Below are 16,908 nucleotides of genomic sequence, written 5' to 3'. Positions count from 1 at the left end.
TTTAATACTGTCAAATAACGCCGCTACGATTCGTTAGCGTTTTTTGGGAGATCTTTTTAGCCAAATAGGCGCTGTATGATTCGTTAGAGCATTCCCCGCAGGCATATAAAAAAACCTCCCATTAGCTCTATAAATCTAGGTTCGCTAATGGGAGGTTACTATGGACGAGCATTGGGACAATCATTCAATCGCTATGAATTGATTAATATTCGGCTGAGACCCAACCAAATATCCGTCAGCGAGTCTCCACCTCTTACGCGGCGATATTGTATTGAACCTTTGATTGCCGATAACATAGCTAGCGCGATCGCAATTGATTGGGGTTCTTTGCTAGAGTCGGCAGCCTTTGGGCTGATCATGTCCTGCATAATGGAAAGCTCAAATTGACTAATCTCCTGAATTCTTTGTCTCATCGTTTCCGGCAGCAGCTCGAAATCCGCTTGCAGCGATGAAATCGGGCAAATCTCATTATCGGCTAACTGCTCAGCTTGCAAATGGCAGAACTCGACGAACTTTACTTCGACCGAGTCCTCCGAGTGCTGCATTTTTTTCGAGAAATCAACCAGTCTTTGATAGATTTGCTCCTGCACGGCCAGGCCCAAGTCTTCCTTCTTCTCAAAATGATAATGAATGCTCGCTTTCGATATGCCGAGATGCTTAGAAAGGTCGTCGTAACTGAAAGCCGCATATCCTTTTTGACGAATCAGCGATTCGGCTAAATGTTGTAGTTGCTCTTTGCGTGTTGCGGTTTCCATATTGCGTACCTCCCAATCCAAAATGATGAACCATAGTGAAAGGGAACTGCCGAGCACATACCGGCAGTTCCTTCCGTTATACAGGTTAAACTAGATTCGTCCAGATGCCAGGAGCAGCTCGTGCAGCACTTTCGCCGCAGCTTCGCGCGTCGTAGCGCCGGTCGGCTGGAAGTAGAACTTGCCTTTGGATTCGACGCCCTTCATCAGTCCGGCCTCTGTTACGATTTGAATGCTTTCTTTCGCATAGCCGCTAAACTGCGCAGCATCAGCGTAAACAAGGGGCGCAGGTTGGTTCGACTGCTGCAGGCCAACCAGCTTGACCGCTCTGGCCAGCATAACCGTCAAATCTTGACGGGTGATGGCTGCATTCGGATTGAACCTGCCATCCGAACCCGTTACAAGTCCGGCTTCATAAGCGCTTATCACGTCGGAAGCAAACCAGTCGCTGCTGCGAACATCGCTAAACGGATTGACCGCCGCTTTGGATTGCAGTCCCAGCGTTCTTGTGAGCATCGACGCGAATTGCGCGCGAGTCACATTAGCTTTCGGCGAGAAAGCATGCTCGGAAGTGCCGTTCAACAGGAATTTGTCTGCAAGCGATTGAATTTGATCCTTCGCCCAAGACTTATCGATATCGGTAAACGATACATGCCTCGATGCAGCAGCATAGGTTGAGAAGCCAGGTCGACGAATCGTGACAATGGACTTGCCTTCTCCTGCAGCCGTGATTTTGGCAGGAACAGGATACACTTGGCCGCCGTCAAGGTACAACGCGCCTGCCGTGCTTGCACCATTCTCGACTAGGAATGATCTGCTCACAGCCTGGTCCGCCTTCAGCTTAAGCGGAGAGACAACGCCGTTCTTCAAGCTGCTTGCTTCGAAGACATAGGGTGTTCCCAGTATAGCGGCATCTTTCACTTGCTTCGTAAATTCGGACTTGCTGCCTTCATCCTTCTTGATCGTAATGACGACATCGGCCGCTCCATCAGTAACTTGACCCAAGGCAAGGAGCGGTAAAGCGACGGATGAATCGTTCCAGGTGAAGACGATCGTCCCCTTCAGACCCGCTTCTTTCACGAGCTTCGCCTGTGCAGCCGTTAATTTCAGCTGTGCGGAGGAAGCATTCGTGGAAGCTGCTCCGATGGTGAGCGCGACAGACTGCTTCGCATCCTTAAGCGCTTGCTGCAGGTCGGCATCCGTGACAGATACGGACAACTCCGTTCCTTCCAGCTTCGATTGCGGCGCAATCGCAATGCCGGTTTGCCCCTTCTCGATTACGGAAGCAGCAACATCCTTGTTATACGCTGCATCGTTAGGGGAAGTAATTGGTCCCCCAGTATAAGGCGGATTTGCAGGCGGGTTAGGCTCGTCAACTACAGATTCATCGGACACATAGAACGATTTGAATGCGACGGATTCATCGACGAGATTATAGTTTTTATCATAGACCGAGCCTACGACCGCAAGCTTATACCTTCCTTCCGGGAGATATTCATTCGCTTTATTACCATTAATAACATCGAGACCTAAGTTATAAGAGCCATCGAATTCAGGGATGATGATGTTTGACGGAATCGGCTTTAGGACGTCCTTCGCTTCATCCCGATCATAGATTTCGGACAATATGCCCAACACTTCGTTATCCAAGTTGACAATTGCCACGTACAGGTGGTTAATTTCTCCTGTCGGAAGCGACGCCGTAATGTCGATTGGCGCGTCTTTTGAAACCGTTGCATTGCTGAGCGTCAAATTCTGAATCAAGAAGTCGTTGTCATCGGACTCATCGCCGATATGAACGACAAACGGCAGGTGTAGGGAAGGCAGCCCCTCGTTCTCCAGCAAGACTTCTCCTTCATATACGCCAACCTTGGCGCGCGCGATAGATTTCGCGGTCAGGTTGAAATCGAACTCTCCGCCCGCTCCAACCGTAATTTGGTTGGCTGTGACGCCTTCGAGTCCCATGATGATCTCGCTTGGATTCGGCGTAGGGATCGGATGATGCGGATCGGACGTTACCGAAGGGTGCATCACGATTTTCGCCTTATACGTCACCGATTCATCCGAGAGGTTCTTGACGCGAAGCGGCTTCTTAACTGCTTCTTTGGCGCCTGGGTTGATCATGCCGAAGCTCACGCTGCTTCCTTCGCTTGGCATAACGATCGGGTTCATCTTATCGTCGTGGAGCGTTATTTCGTCCATCGATTCGATAATGGCATGCGTGTCAATTGCGTTCATGACATTGACGCGCCCCGCGCCTTGCGAATAGACATCATACATCGTGCCCTTCTCGTCATGGATTTCCTCCGCCGTATTCGCCAGCGCTGCGCGAATGTCGGTCGGTGTCCAATCCGGATGAGCTTGCTTAATTAACAGAGCCAGTCCAGCGACATGAGGAGTAGCCATACTCGTGCCGCTTAGCTTGGCATAGGCTTTGTCATAGTTAGCGTCAGGATTCGCTTGTCCATAGGCAGGGATAGAAGAGAAGATGGACACGCCGGGAGCACTCAGGTCCGGTTTAATGCCATAGTTGCCATCCGAATTCGGCCCTCTGGAGCTGAAATCAGCCATGATGTCACCGGCTACCGCAACCGTCTTGAAGTCATTCTTCATCGTAAACTGCAAGGTTTGATCCGAATGCGCCTTCAATTGGCGAGCCAATGCACGCCCCATCTTGCCTGGCATGTCGAATGTCGGGATATAGTCATATCCGTCGCCTAGGAAAGCAAGCGGACCGATCGCGCCGTCGCGTGACGGAATTTCTTCCGATAAGTCAGGAACATTCTGGTCACTCGCACTGAAATTGCCATTGAAGATGACAGCCGCTTTCGCGCCGTGCTTTGCAGCCAATTTCACTTTCTCATCGAAGCTGGAAAGCCCCCGAGAGATGAAGACGATTTTGTCGGCTAGGAAGGCCGAAGTAAGCCCTTTATAATCATCTTCCCTACCCAGACCGACGTAAACGCCTTGAATCGGATTGCTGCCGAACATCGTGTTAAAGCTATCTTGATCCGTCTTCCAGCTCATCAAGCTCATATTCGTGTCATAGACCTCAGACCCGACTGCGCTATGAATCGTTCCCTGGACGCGGTTGCTATCGCTTGTCACCGCACCGACGGATATCGCCATTTGCGAAGAAGCCGGTGATCCCATGGAATAGTAATATTGATTGCCGCCGCCCGCATTGCCGTTCGCGACCACGGCTACAACGCCTGCTAATACGGCATTGTTTACTGCAATAGCGTCAGGCGAGTCAGGGTCCTTCTCCAGATCGCTCCCTAAGGAAAGATTGATGACGTCCATATGATCATCGACAGCATGTTCGATCCCGTCGATAACTTGGGAGGACGTACCGCCTTCCGGGCCGAGTACTTTATAGGCATACAGATCTGCCTCATAAGCGACACCCTTCTGCACATGAGCAGATGTCGGGTTGGAAGCCGTGCCGGCGATCGTGCCGGATACGTGTGTACCATGAATGGAGCCTGTTGAATCTTCATAGCCTTTTTCCGGCAAATCTTCATACGGATCATCGTCCTGATTGATGGCATCGTAGCCGCCTTCGACGTAATTGCCCTTGAGATCCGGATGCAGGTAATCGATACCGGTATCAATGACGCCGACCTTCAGCCCTTTGCCCGTGAATCCGCGATCCCACGCCTTCAGAACACCTATTTGCTCGAGCGGAACCGGATCGAAATCCGATGAGCCTGCAGCGCCTTGATAGCTGTCCGGCTCGTCAATCGGGTAATAGATGACATTCTTATGAATGGCTTTCACGCCCGGAAGTTTGGCCAACTGCGGAATAAGATCAGCCCGGATCGTAATCTCCATTCCATTTAGCACCGTATTGAAGCTGCGATTGATCTTAAACGGAATGCTGCTCGCCTGTGCACTGCGAACGAATGCATTCTGCTCGGATTGTACTTTCACTTCGCTTGCTTCCGCGGCCAGCGTTTTATACCCTAGCTTCGCGGCATATTTACCAACGGCCGCAGGCTGGCCGCTTAGTTGAATGATGACATTTATTTCCTTCGTAGAAGCGGTATCGATGGCATCGGAAATGTAAGCTTCACCCGGGATCGCGTTGATCCCGGCCTCCGGCTTCGCTTGCTGCAGCAGCTGAGTTACGGCTTGCAGCCCTTCCTTCGTTATGAATGTCTTGTCCAGCGGAGCGGCATGCGCGGCTGGCAAGCCGGTCGTGACCATACTTCCGGCCAGCACCGAGACCGTTGCGAGCGAAAGTGATTTTTTGAGAAGTGATCGTTTCACGTTCAGGTACCCCATTTCGGTTCAGAATAGTAGCTCTTTGCAGGCTAGTTTAAATTCAGGACGTCCAGACCGTCGATCGTAACGATGCTGTTGCTAGACTTGGGATTCGCTTCGCCGGCATGCACGATTTTGACATGATGCACGCCGCTTGCGAGCTCGCCTGACGTAAAGACAGGTACCTGATAGCGAAGTTTATCGCTGTACAGATCGACCGGCGCCGCCGTTACGGATTTACCATCGATGAAGATATTCACTTTGCCGCGGTTACTTCCTGTCGTGGACCAAACGGTGACCTTCGTGCCAGTGAAAGTGAAATCGACAGAACTGCCAGGAGTCGTGGTATAGGTCTGTACACCGTCGGCATATTTCTTGCCGTACCGAATAGTCCAAGGACCCTCGTAATTGGCGGAAGGATGTGTCGGCGAAATTAAGCCGGAGAACACGAACGCATCCACATTAAGTGCTAATGTCGGGTCAACGCCACGTACGGCTATAATCTCAACGTCGTGATGCCCGTTAGGCAGCACCATTTTGAACAACGATTGCTTTGATTGAGGCGACTTGCTGAATAAATTGGCGTACCCCATAGGCAATCCGTCGATTCGGATCTCAGCGGTACCTTGCATATCGTTCTTCGTGCCGATCCATTCGAACAGATTGCCTCTAAAGCCGAACTTGACGAAACCTTCCCCGGTTAGCTGCTTCAATGTTCCACCTGAATAGGAAGGGCCATTAAGCGTGGTCCAGTTCCCCTCGTAAATAAGTGAAGCATCGCCGTCCTCAATCATGCTCGATGAATTGCCATACTCCACATTCAAGGTATACGCGCCTGCGCCATTTACAGCATAGACGTTAATGTAATACGTACCTGCCTTGGCTGCGCGGTATGTGATCGATTCGGTTGAAGTGTCAGCCGTTTCGGAATAGGCGACCGCGCCTTCTTTGCTTTGTACCGTCGTTGCGGAATCATCGTATAGAATCAGATCGAAATCCGTCCCTTCTTCACCCTTGAGTGTGAAGGTCGCGGTTTCGCCGGCGTTCAATTCGACGGAATAGACATGATTCGGATCATTCGCCTGATCGAGTTTGCCCTTAACAGAAGTATCGATTAACGACATGCCCGGGATGTCCTTGTTCCACAGCGCGCGATAAGCACTGATCAGTTTCCCGCTTACAGTAATTGGCTTTAACTCATTAATCGGTTTGCCGCTGGTCACAATACGCTGCTTAATATCCAGTGCACTCATATCCGGATTCTGGCTTTCAACCAGCGCAGCCACGCCTGCTGCGTAGGCGGCGGCGTATATCGTACCTTGGGAATAGGAGTATCTGCCTTTGCTATTCTTAATATTGACAGTGGTTATCTCGGGCTTATTGCTAATAACGGTGTCGTAAAATAACGAGAAATCCATGAGCTTATATTCTTGACCCTCATAAATCGTGCCGGGAACACCCCAACCTTTGAAAATGTAGCCGCCTTCCTTGACAAGCTTAAGACCAAGTACATCCTTTACAAAGGCGGATTTCGGGCTCTGGTCGATGGCGTCTTGTCCCGTCAGCATCAAATGACCGCCACTGCCAAGATAGCTGGTCAAGTTCGCTTGATCATTATCCGTAAGCAATTTGGCATTATTAACTGCTGCTGCCGTTCCCGTGAACCAGATCACGATATCGTACTGCTGCAGCCCTTGAGGTCCCGTGAGCGCCGGACCATCGAAGGACTCGTCCGCCGTCGTGAACGTATCATAGGAATAACCTGCATGCTGAAGCAGCCCTTCATAAACAGCCATAGGATCGCTTTCGTATAGGGGACCTACCCCTCCATCGCCGTTGTTAAAGGAGCGCTTACTGTCATTGACGAGCAGTATTTTCGGTTCGGCTTCACCTGCAGGCTTAAGGTAATCCATAGCGCGATCGAACATATCCTGCCGTTGAGTGGCATATTGCGGGTCATCGATCGGAATTTCTTCAAACCCAATCCCGTTGTAGTACGCTTTATAGGTACCGCCATCGATTTGTGCCGCATAACCGGCATCCACGTCAGGCGTTGTCGAGAGGATCAATTCGGACGGTGCAGCGACATCGACGGACATTTGTCCAATCGCAGCGCCTACTGACCGGTTCCCAAGAATATTGACACCTGTAACCGACAGCATATTAGGACTTGGATAGGCAGCCGGATACACCGGTTGTACATCCGTATTTAAAGTTCCAATCATGCCTTGGCTTTCGCCGGCCGGGGCTACGAACAACATGTTTGAGGCGTTGATTGCATCTTCAACCAACTTGCTTCTGTATTGATACACGATTCCGAGCGCAGCGATCTTGGCGCCGTGCTCATCGGCATAGTGAATGGCATCCACGACATCCGAGAAGTAACCTAGCTCTTCGGAAGCCACCTTAAGCGGCATGACGGTAACATTAGGCGCCACACCAACGATGCCTTCGTTATTGTTCATAGCAGCGGCGATTTGCCCGGCAATCGTTGTACCGTAAGTATCATTTAGGCCGTCGCTCGTATCGAACAGCGTGTTGTCATCGTGGGCGAAATCCCAGCCATTCACATCGTCGACAAGTCCGTTGTTATCATCATCGATTTTGTTATCCGCAATTTCCTTGTCGTTGGTCCAGAACTGACCGACCAGATCGGGAGCATCCATCTTGGCACCGGTACCGATGACTGCGACGGTCACATCCCTGCTGCCTGTCGTAATCTCCCATGCTTCCGGCAGATCCATGTCGATATCCGCCAAGCCGCCGGGTACCGTGCCTTCATTGAGATCTTGCCCGGTGTTGTTTAGCCCCCATTGTTCATGGAAAAGCGGGTCATTCGGCGTTACGGCAGATTGTCCTGCGTCCGCTGCTGAAACGGTTGCCTCGTTCGACAAGTTGGCCGGACGGATCATTTGCGGAACCAATGCAGAATTGATCTTGTAATCAGGTTCCGCATAGAGAACGTTCGGATCCTTAAGCAGCTCTTCAATGACACTATTTACATCAGCTCCAGCCGCAAGCTTCAACAACTCCGCATTGGGTACGGAGAGCGGACTGGAACCTATTATTTGATTGGTTAGTGATACGGCAAATACGGACTTCTGCTCCGAGCGATATCTGACAATGACGCGATCGGCGGCATACTCCGGTTTTTCAGGCAATATGCTGCCGAATGCAGGCAGCTGCACGGAAGCTTGCCGTGCGGCATTCGCGTTGGAATCGATGGGAATCGATTGATCAAGGGAAACTTCTCCTTTAGTCCACTGGCTTTTTCGGATCGGATCGTTGTGCTGGGTTTGCTTGGCTAATACGGGTGTTACAACTCCAAAGATCAGCATCGACGACAAGAGTGCGGAAGCCATTCGCTTACTTTTTCTGATCAAGCCTTTTCACGTCCTCACTAAAATAATTAAAATATTAATAAAAAAAACATAGGAAACGCTTACATTCAACTTTACTCATCAGTCTATCTACTAGTAAATAGATAACTATTGTGAAAGAACATGCGAAAATCCCTACAGCCGGTTAACTGTATTTATAGGCATATGCCCCCTTTCGTTTCTCTCCTTAGCACGCTCCTACCACCTGCCTCTTATACTGAAACTTATGTAATGGATTCGAATAATCGTGTCACTTAATCTGACATTACTATTACAACGAATTCTGAGATGATTATATATTTACTAGATTGAAAGAGTCAATTGATTTATTTTTTTAACTTTTTAATTATTTCTATAACTTTTTAAAGAAAGTTTACGTCAGTATACTGAGATTCGATTCGGAGGTGGCATGAACCTAACGCAAAATAGTCAAACCAGTCTATGAAGTAATGCATACTTACCTATACATTTAAACATCGTATTTTCTCGTAAATCGCCTAGAGGTCGTGGTCACAGCAACAGAAGCTTTGAAGGTATATGGTCATAAACATGAATAATCTATCACTAACTACTATTCCTACATCTTTACGCTTTCAGAATATGAGAGATTGCACAATGCATAGATATATAGGTAAATGAGGGTGTTCATATGATTTCGAATCGCTTCTGTTTAACAGTCGATCACCAAGTGAATTTTGGAGTAAATACCCAAATTAAGGAACAGCTCAAGTGGCTGATTGGAACGGGTCAATTGAAGCCCGGCGATCCTCTGCCTGCCGCAAGCCAGCTGGCTGATTTGCTGGGACTTAACCGAAATACCGTGAATGGGGTATATAGCCAGCTTAAAGTCGAAGGTCTTGTTTCCATGCAGAAAGGCAAAGGGACGCAAGTGCTCGGCGGTCCGGCGACGGAACGGCTGCGAAGAAAAGGTATACCTATGAAGAGACTGCTCGACGGCGTAATCAAAGGAGCCCGGGCAGAAAAACTTGATCTGCAGGAGCTCTTCATGGCCGGCCTGGGATATAGTCTGCTGCAGAGCGGTCTTCCGACTGTTCCGGCTCGCATCCTGCTCGTGGAAAGCAAGGACCATGATCTCTATTTCTATCAAGAAGAAATCGAGCGGGTGACCGGACTTGAGGTCTGTACGATTTTCCTCGAGGATTTGATGGAAGGAACCCGCACGATCAAGGAGGCACGTCCGAACGATATTTGGGTGACCAGCTTGAACCTCGCGAATCGCGCCAAAGCTATATTGGCTCCTCTGGACAAGAAGGTGCATGTCGTCGGCGTTACGGTCGATTCTTCTATCGTGCTCGAGTTGGCTAAGCTGCAACGAGATTCGCATGTATCCTTTGTCTCTCATGGTAAAACCGGTGGCGACTGGATGCTCCAGCGCATTCGTGAGGACGGCATTACTCACTTATGTCCGGAAATCATCGGCATCGATGAGCACGATAATCTGGAGGAAGCCCTTCGCAGCTCAGCTAAAATATATACTTCCAAGGCTGTATACGCAGAGCTTAAGGGATTGGCTCCGGACAAAGTCCAGCTGTTTAAATTACGACTGGAGCGAAGCAGCGAAAATCTGCTGAGAGAGCTCGCCGCCACGGACTTGCATTATCGATACGGTACAGGATTTGCTCCATAAATAAAAAAAATTGGGCAGATGTTATCTGCCCAACCCTTAATAAAGTGATGCTTTTCGTTAGGATTACAATACTTCTTCCAGCTGCTTGCGGCTGTGTGTATCCAGCTCACGCCAATCTGTAATCTCACAGCGTTTGCCGCTCATGTCGGTCAGAATGACTCGGCCGCCACCGGGATATTGCATATGCTCGTGCAGATTACGCATGACCATCCGGGTTGCGCCAAGATGGGTTTGCAGCTCCCACATCCACAGGTCAGACTTGAACTTTACGCTTTCGACACGTGTCACACGCGGCATGAAATACCGCAGCTGCAACTCCTTCTCAAGCTCAACCGCACTTTCTTCATACAGGTCTTTAATGTCCGGCACGATCCCGAGCTCTTCGCCTTTCGTATTTCGAATCGAAATATATTGGGTAGTGTAGAGGAACGGGAATGCCCGGTACACCTCGAGCTCTTCGTACGTAACGCCTTCTACAATACCTTGGAACACGCCGCCTTGACCGCGGCTGAAATAGACATCATCCGGTGAGAATAACCGAATTTCATATTTGTCTTCAGTAGTAGTCATCAGCCCTCAACCCCCTTGATCTTGGACAGCTCTTTCTGCGCGTCAACGAGCTTCCGGTAGGCACCGTCCTCTTTCTCGAGCAGTTGCTCATGCGTGCCGACTTCAACGATTTTGCCTCGGTCCAGTACAACAAGCCGATCTGCATTGCGAAGCGTCGATAGACGGTGCGCAATCGCGAATGTCGTACGGCCTTTAACCAGACGCGAAATCGCTTCTTGAATTTGGCGCTCTGTCTCGGTATCCACCGATGCGGTTGCTTCATCCAGAATCAGAATGCGCGGATCATGGATAATGGCACGGGCGATGGCCACCCGTTGCTTCTCACCGCCGGAGAGCTTATGCCCTCGCTCGCCTACGCGAGTATCGTAGCCGTCCGGCAGCCGAACGATGAAATCATGCGCATTGGCAATCTTTGCCGCTCGCATAATCTCCACCGGCGTCGCATCTGGTTTGGAATAGGCGATATTCTCAGCAATTGTACCGTCAAACAGAAACGTCTCCTGCAAGACGACGCCGATCTGCTTACGCAGGTCGACCTGACTGATGTCCCGGAGATCCGTTCCATCAATGAGAATGGCACCTTCATCGGTATCGTAGAACCGGCAAATCATGTTGATGAACGTCGATTTACCCGCTCCGGAATGTCCGACCAGACCGATCATCTCGCCTGCTTTTACCTGTAAATTGACATTCTTGAGCACCGGATGATGCTTCTCGTAGCCGTAGGTGACTTTCTCGAAGATAACGTCGCCTTTGATGACGCCGATTGCCGCAGGATTACGAACGTCAGGCACATCAGGCGGCGTATCCATAATCTCGAATACACGATGTGCAGCCGCCATGGCATTGCTCGCCCAACTGATCATTTGACTGATCCATTGCAGCGGGCCGAATAACATCCCGAGGTAAGCGATAAGTGCCATTAGTACGCCAAGCTGCATATTGTCATGAAGCACCTTGCTTCCGCCGTTATACCAGATGAGCAGCGTGCCCAGTCCGGCAATGAAGGCGAAGGCCGGGAACATGAAAGACCAGAGACCTTCCATGCGGATATTGCGCCGTACGACTTCAACATTCGCATCCGCATAACGGGATAGTTCATCCTGCTCCCTGCCGAAGGCTTTTACAACTCGAATCCCTTGAAGAGAATCGCCGACCAACGTGTTAAGTCTGAAAATCGAGCGCCATTGCTGATACCAGCGCCGTCCGATCTTCGGCCAGATGGTCATCGATACGGCAACCATGACCGGTACCGGCAGTATGGCATACAGCGTGAGCTGCCAATCGAGTCCGAACATAATGATGAAGATCGCGATGATCCGCAGTCCCTCCGCGGACATAAACACGACGCCGTCCGTCATGAACTGCCGCATCGCCTCTGAATCATTGTTGACCCTGCCGATGAATTGCGACGTTTGGCGGCGGTCGAAGAAGGCAAGTGATAGCCGCATGAGCGAGCTGTAGACATCTTTACGCAAGTCGCCCATCAGTTTAGATCCAACCCATACGCCGATTAATCCGCGAATCGTTTGCATCAGTGACATCAGAAGCATCGTTGCGCCTAATCCAAGCACAACGTACAGCAGTGTCGAACCAATATCCTTAGGGCCAAGGACGTCATCGATAATAACCTTAGTTAAGTAAGGCGGTACCAATTCTACGAGTGTTGTTGTGATTAACAGACAAGCGGCAGCGATCATTTGCAGCTTATATGGCTTGGTGTAGCTCAGCATCCGAGCGGCTACCTTGCCATTGTGTGTGCATATCTGGCAGATCTGCGTCCCTTCTGACAGCGGGTTGCCACAGCTATGGCAGCTGCGTGGAAGCTCTCGCTCCGAAAGCACCGGTCGCTCTTCGTTCTTCGCCATCGCGCTGAGCAGCTTCGCCGCAAAACCGAACACCGGCGATTGCGCGGCTGTATAACGCGCGATCACGACTGGGCCTTTTCCCGTGTCAGCCAGCAGCGTGCCTCCACCGACTGCGCTGACAGCCCGCGCTTCCTTCAGCTCTGCTAACGGCTGCCTGAGCAGCTGCGTCTTGTCTTGCTGCCATACCACGATGTCTTGCTCCGTGACAGCCAGCCATTGCTCTCCGAACCGGCCATCCTGCAGCAGATCGGTTTTGGCGCTGAACAGCAGTTCAGACGTTAGTTGCTTCCTCAGTACTTCCGGAAGCTGGTCTTGAATAGACATGGTACCCTCCTGTGTCTCAAAACAAGTTATTGGGCTGACCCTTAGTTGGACCCGACAATCCAATGACGAGTCGGCCACTACGAATATATGTTCTATATTTGCTTTATAATTCCTTCTTTCTTTGTAAACTTTACCCATAAATATGGATATGCCCAAAAATATTCCCACTTTTCGCACGATACCACACTTCTAGCAAGTACCGCTCCACTCCGAAAGGATCGTTTACATTGTGATTGCCGCGATGACCATTAGAGTTTCTAAACCCCACAGGGCTCGTTAGCACTTTTTTTCTCCCTACCCCCGAACTAAAGTGCCAGGTAAAAAAAAGCATATTCATGCTATAATGCTAGCATCAAACCATAAAGCGAGGGATTCCCAAAATGAAAGTGTTAGTTACCGGCGCTTCGGGCAATGGCGGGCAAGCGATTAGCAGAGCGCTTATCCAAGCGGGATATACGGTTCGTATGGCAGACGTGTCGCCTCCGGCGGGGGCAGATTTTGCCGATGTGGAATTTGTCCGCTGCGACAGCAGAACAGCTGGCGACGTTCGCCGTGCAGTAGAAGGCATGGATGCCGTCGTTCATCTGGCCGCATGGCATTGCGCACATAATCCGCCGGTGAGTGATGAGACGATCTTTGCTGTAAATGTGGATGGTACGTTCAACGTCCTGGAAGCCTGTAAGCAAGCAGGCATCCAATCCATCGTATATGCTTCTTCGATGGCTTATGGCTGGGGATCCGTATACAGCGTTTCGAAGGTAATCGGAGAAGATTTGTGCAGATCTTACCATGAGATGACCGGCGCCTCGATCGCCATGCTTCGCTATCATGAATTCATTCCTCGTCCTTACTTAGAATTCGGCTCACGTCTGCTCCGCAATGGCGTCGATCGCAGAGATGTGGCCGCTGCTACCGTAGCATCAGTGAAAGCCGCCCTTAATCGGGATATCGGACTTTTCTGCACAATCGTACATACCAACCACGGCATGCCTGAGGAAGTCGTAAACAACTTCCGTGAGCTCGGCCCCGCTTGGTGCGAAGAGCAAGTTCCCGGCGCACGTCAGCTCATTGAGAAATATGCAATCAGCCTGCCCGGCTCCGTTGAGCAGCACGACCTCTCCGAAGCGGAGCAAGCGCTAGGCTGGAAACCGGCGACTGGGTTTGTTGAATTCCTACGTGATCTCAAAATCCGCGATGAACGCGGAATCGATGTCGCCAGTCTGTTTGTCCCATCCGAATTGCCAGCAGATCTATAGCTACAACAAGGGCCGCCTTCAAAAGTATGCAACGCAACTTTGAGGCGGCCCTTTATCCTATATAGACGTTACTTAAGGAGGCTCATAATTAATGAAGATCACCATAGGCGTACAAGCCGTAATCGTTCAAAACGACTCTATTCTCACCATCCATAAGAGAGACGACGAAACAGGAGAAGACTCTTACATCCTCCCCGGCGGCAAGCAAGAATTTGGCGAAACCTTGGAACAAGCGGTCTATCGTGAAGTATTCGAGGAAGTAGGAGTCGCGGTGGACGTTGGAGAGCTGCTATTCCTTCGCGAGTTTATTGGAGATAATCACGAATATGCTGCAGCTAATGGCAGTCTTCATATCGTCAGTCCTATTTTTCTGTGTAAGTTCAAATCCACCGACGGTACCGACATCCCTGCTTCTCCGCCAAATCCGGACCCCGATCAAATCGGAGCCGCGTGGATTCCTCTTCATGAACTGGCTAACTTCCCATTTTATCCGAAAGCGTTGATCCCCCAGCTAATCGAGGTTGCGAGCGGAGCTAAACCAAAGCACTGCTATGTCGGCGATATGAACTAGAATCATAATCGACTTTACAAATTATGCACTTTGCGAGTCTCAAGAATTTGCTCAATATGGTGTGCGGCATGCTGGGTGTCATGATTCAACGCATCGCGGACCGTTGCCTTTCCCAGCTCATGCATAAGAACTCTGTCCAATGAGTCTGATAGAGTAACGCATAAGTAGGAGATGTATGCCCGCATCATGCTGAACAGCTTCATCTCTAAATCTATTGATCGATTTCTATAGCTCATCTTGGTGTTCCAAACATCCCCGTTAAACTCATTGAACTGATAAGTTGCTCCCGTGTCCGCCAAAGCGTATCGGTTAATTTGAAAATAATTCATATCGCTGTCGATAATATGATGGACGATTTCCCTGATTGTCCATTTGCCTTCTGCTCTGGCCTGATCCAGATCAGAATCACTTAATCCTGCAATTGCCTGCGCAAGTTCTAAAGGTGCTCTTTTGTAGGCTTCAATAAGTTCTTGCCCCACTGCTGAAACCATCGCGATCCCCTCCAATATACGTCCAACTTGCTCTTCATATTCGATGCTAGCTTCGCATAGTCCTTGCCCGTGCCAAAAGAAAGAGCCCCCTAGTTCATCCTAGGCGGCTCTTCTCAATTCAACTCTTCCGCCCAATCAACGAACACGCCGCTTAATCTCACCCAGCTGCTCCAATTGATCGGGATCCATTTTACCAAACCGGTTTACCTTCACGTCGAGGCAAACTACACCCTTCCGATCGGTTACTCCCTTGACCCAATCCACTAGCTCAGCGGTCGGCCGCGATAGTCCTTTATTGCCCCAGCCCGCCCAATTAGGGTCATTCTCACCCAGGAAGGTAAAGGTGAAGTATTGAATGCCATTCGTCTCATCGACCCATCTGCCATTCTCCGGAAGTCCGCCGATTTCATTCGTCTCGCCTGCGGTATAGTCCTCATATGGCGAGTTTATCGCTATGCCTCCAATGCCGGAATTCAAACACATAATGCGATGCGCATTCCCCGACTTCGCTGTATTGACTATACTGCTCCAGTTATAAGGCAGCTGCATATTATCGTAAGACTTCATCATAGCCGGAAATACGCCGTCAAACCACCAGCCTGCAAGCAGCACGCTATAACGATCAGACCATTCCTTAATGACGGACTGCCACAGTCGCATCGTCTCTTGAGTAGGTGCCGAGTCGGTCCCCTCCGAGAATCCAAATGCGCGAGTAATCGCGTAGTCGCCCTCCACTAGATGCGCGGAATGAGGCGGGTTAGCCGGCACATAGAGCATCAGCTTAATGCCGTATGTATCTAGAGCGTGAGCAATTTCCATTGGAAGATCCCTCGTCGCACAACGTTCGCCCGGTCGCACGCCTGCTATCTCTTCATACACCGCATTTGGCGCCAAAAAACGACCGCAGTTCTGCCCAAGCGTCAGCAGCACAAAGCCGGCCCCACTGCTAGCAACCTGCTCCGCATAAGCATTCACATCAAAGCTGTTAATGACGTCATTCCAGTCTTCATGCTTCTTCCATTGTTCCTCGGGAGAGGCCGCAACCCTATTCAAATAGTTAGCTATAAAATGATGCGAGATTCCATATTGCGCCGCGCAAAGCCAATCCGTACTCGGATTGCCGTTCACCGCGCGAATCGGACCAACGGGCTCACTTTCCGCTTCTTTCTCCATCCCATTGCGAAGGCGCGCTTTTAAATATCCTCCACTGTAAGAAGCGAGCAGGACGATCGTTTTCGTGAATATTCCTGACAGCTCCACATAGGGACCATCCAGCGTTTCTGAGAACAGCCAACAATAGCTACTAGTAACAGCACCACTTGGCGCGTCATCACCATTGACAGCCGCCACCAGCATCCCTTTTACATTCGGTTCACCGACAACTCGCACCTGCATATAACGGTTCCACCTTTCCCCAAGTCCGTCCTAACAATAGAGAAGTACATTGTAGAAGCTATGTAACAAAACACTATCAGTAAATCGTATTTTGTTAAAGTGTAAATATTGTAGCTGACATGTACTTTTTGCAGAGCTTTACGATCAGAGACTTCAGTGTGCAATAAAAAAAACACCCACAAGGGTGCTTCTAATTTTATATGGTTACACATTGAAAACTGGATACGAACCTTTGCGAAGGTCTTCATTAGCTGATCTTGTCCGAAGTTGAACATCCGAGCGAATGTTCGTAGGATAAGCCCTCGACCGATTAGTATTCGTCAGCTGCATGCATTGCTGCACTTCCACCTCGAACCTATCAACCTGATCGTCTTTCAGGGGTCTTAC

At 50.1% G+C, this 16,908-nt stretch carries 10 protein-coding genes and 1 rRNA gene; 3 read left to right on the top strand and 8 right to left on the bottom strand.

The window, feature by feature from the left end; translation table 11 throughout:
- Positions 1 to 191: 191 nt before the first annotated feature.
- The 3 genes from AC50Y3_RS05745 to AC50Y3_RS05735 form a co-directional block, all read right to left on the bottom strand.
- The gene (locus AC50Y3_RS05745; RefSeq protein WP_494817821.1) at positions 192 to 755 is read right to left on the bottom strand and encodes a TetR/AcrR family transcriptional regulator; all 564 of its coding nucleotides are present in this window, start codon (positions 753 to 755) and stop codon (positions 192 to 194) included.
- A gap of 90 nt (positions 756 to 845) precedes the next feature.
- Positions 846 to 5,024, bottom strand: a complete 4,179-nt coding sequence (locus AC50Y3_RS05740) for a S8 family serine peptidase (protein WP_494817820.1) — start codon at positions 5,022 to 5,024, stop codon at positions 846 to 848.
- 44 nt (positions 5,025 to 5,068) lie between these two features.
- The gene (locus AC50Y3_RS05735) at positions 5,069 to 8,401 is read right to left on the bottom strand and encodes a S8 family serine peptidase (RefSeq protein ID WP_494817819.1); all 3,333 of its coding nucleotides are present in this window, start codon (positions 8,399 to 8,401) and stop codon (positions 5,069 to 5,071) included.
- A 646-nt stretch (positions 8,402 to 9,047) separates the two neighbouring features.
- On the opposite strand from AC50Y3_RS05735, the gene AC50Y3_RS05730 reads away from it, so the two are divergent.
- The gene (locus AC50Y3_RS05730; RefSeq protein WP_494817818.1) at positions 9,048 to 10,046 is read left to right on the top strand and encodes a GntR family transcriptional regulator; all 999 of its coding nucleotides are present in this window, start codon (positions 9,048 to 9,050) and stop codon (positions 10,044 to 10,046) included.
- 63 nt (positions 10,047 to 10,109) lie between these two features.
- On the opposite strand, the gene AC50Y3_RS05725 is transcribed toward AC50Y3_RS05730, so the two are convergent.
- Positions 10,110 to 10,616 (bottom strand): DUF1854 domain-containing protein, encoded by a 507-nt coding sequence (locus AC50Y3_RS05725; protein WP_494817817.1) that lies wholly within the window; start codon positions 10,614 to 10,616, stop codon positions 10,110 to 10,112.
- Entirely contained in the window at positions 10,616 to 12,808 is a 2,193-nt protein-coding gene (locus AC50Y3_RS05720; protein WP_494817816.1) for an ABC transporter ATP-binding protein, read from the bottom strand. Before AC50Y3_RS05720 ends, AC50Y3_RS05725 begins: the two co-directional genes overlap by 1 nt.
- 380 nt (positions 12,809 to 13,188) lie before the next feature.
- On the opposite strand from AC50Y3_RS05720, the gene AC50Y3_RS05715 reads away from it, so the two are divergent.
- Both AC50Y3_RS05715 and AC50Y3_RS05710 read left to right on the top strand, forming a co-directional pair.
- A complete protein-coding gene (locus AC50Y3_RS05715; RefSeq protein ID WP_494817815.1) occupies positions 13,189 to 14,064 on the top strand; it encodes an NAD-dependent epimerase/dehydratase family protein in 876 nt (291 codons plus the stop codon).
- 91 nt (positions 14,065 to 14,155) lie between these two features.
- Positions 14,156 to 14,635 (top strand): NUDIX domain-containing protein, encoded by a 480-nt coding sequence (locus AC50Y3_RS05710; RefSeq protein ID WP_494817814.1) that lies wholly within the window; start codon positions 14,156 to 14,158, stop codon positions 14,633 to 14,635.
- A gap of 14 nt (positions 14,636 to 14,649) precedes the next feature.
- Here AC50Y3_RS05710 and AC50Y3_RS05705 read toward each other — a convergent pair whose 3' ends face one another.
- The 3 genes from AC50Y3_RS05705 to AC50Y3_RS05695 all read right to left on the bottom strand — a co-directional run.
- Positions 14,650 to 15,126: a DinB family protein gene (locus AC50Y3_RS05705; RefSeq protein ID WP_494817813.1), complete on the bottom strand. Its 477-nt coding sequence runs from the start codon at positions 15,124 to 15,126 to the stop codon at positions 14,650 to 14,652.
- A 135-nt stretch (positions 15,127 to 15,261) separates the two neighbouring features.
- Positions 15,262 to 16,521 carry a hypothetical protein gene (locus AC50Y3_RS05700; RefSeq protein ID WP_494817812.1) on the bottom strand — a complete coding sequence of 420 codons (1,260 nt, stop codon included), beginning with the start codon at positions 16,519 to 16,521 and terminating at the stop codon, positions 15,262 to 15,264.
- A 290-nt stretch (positions 16,522 to 16,811) separates the two neighbouring features.
- A 23S ribosomal RNA gene (locus AC50Y3_RS05695) occupies positions 16,812 to 16,908 on the bottom strand; the annotation flags it as partial.

It is taken from the genome of Paenibacillus sp. J22R98, assembly GCF_059383835.1.
This window is presented reverse-complemented; position numbering and strand designations above follow the sequence as displayed.

Excerpts from the sequence above, each read along its gene's own strand:
- AC50Y3_RS05730 (WP_494817818.1), top strand. The coding sequence starts at position 9,048 with ATGATTTCGAATCGCTTCTGTTTAACAGTCGATCACCAAGTGAATTTT.
- AC50Y3_RS05705 (WP_494817813.1), bottom strand. The coding sequence starts at position 15,126 with ATGGTTTCAGCAGTGGGGCAAGAACTTATTGAAGCCTACAAAAGAGCA.
- AC50Y3_RS05715 (WP_494817815.1), top strand. The coding sequence starts at position 13,189 with ATGAAAGTGTTAGTTACCGGCGCTTCGGGCAATGGCGGGCAAGCGATT.
- AC50Y3_RS05710 (WP_494817814.1), top strand. The coding sequence starts at position 14,156 with ATGAAGATCACCATAGGCGTACAAGCCGTAATCGTTCAAAACGACTCT.
- AC50Y3_RS05720 (WP_494817816.1), bottom strand. The coding sequence starts at position 12,808 with ATGTCTATTCAAGACCAGCTTCCGGAAGTACTGAGGAAGCAACTAACG.
- AC50Y3_RS05745 (WP_494817821.1), bottom strand. The coding sequence starts at position 755 with ATGGAAACCGCAACACGCAAAGAGCAACTACAACATTTAGCCGAATCG.
- AC50Y3_RS05700 (WP_494817812.1), bottom strand. The coding sequence starts at position 16,521 with ATGCAGGTGCGAGTTGTCGGTGAACCGAATGTAAAAGGGATGCTGGTG.
- AC50Y3_RS05725 (WP_494817817.1), bottom strand. The coding sequence starts at position 10,616 with ATGACTACTACTGAAGACAAATATGAAATTCGGTTATTCTCACCGGAT.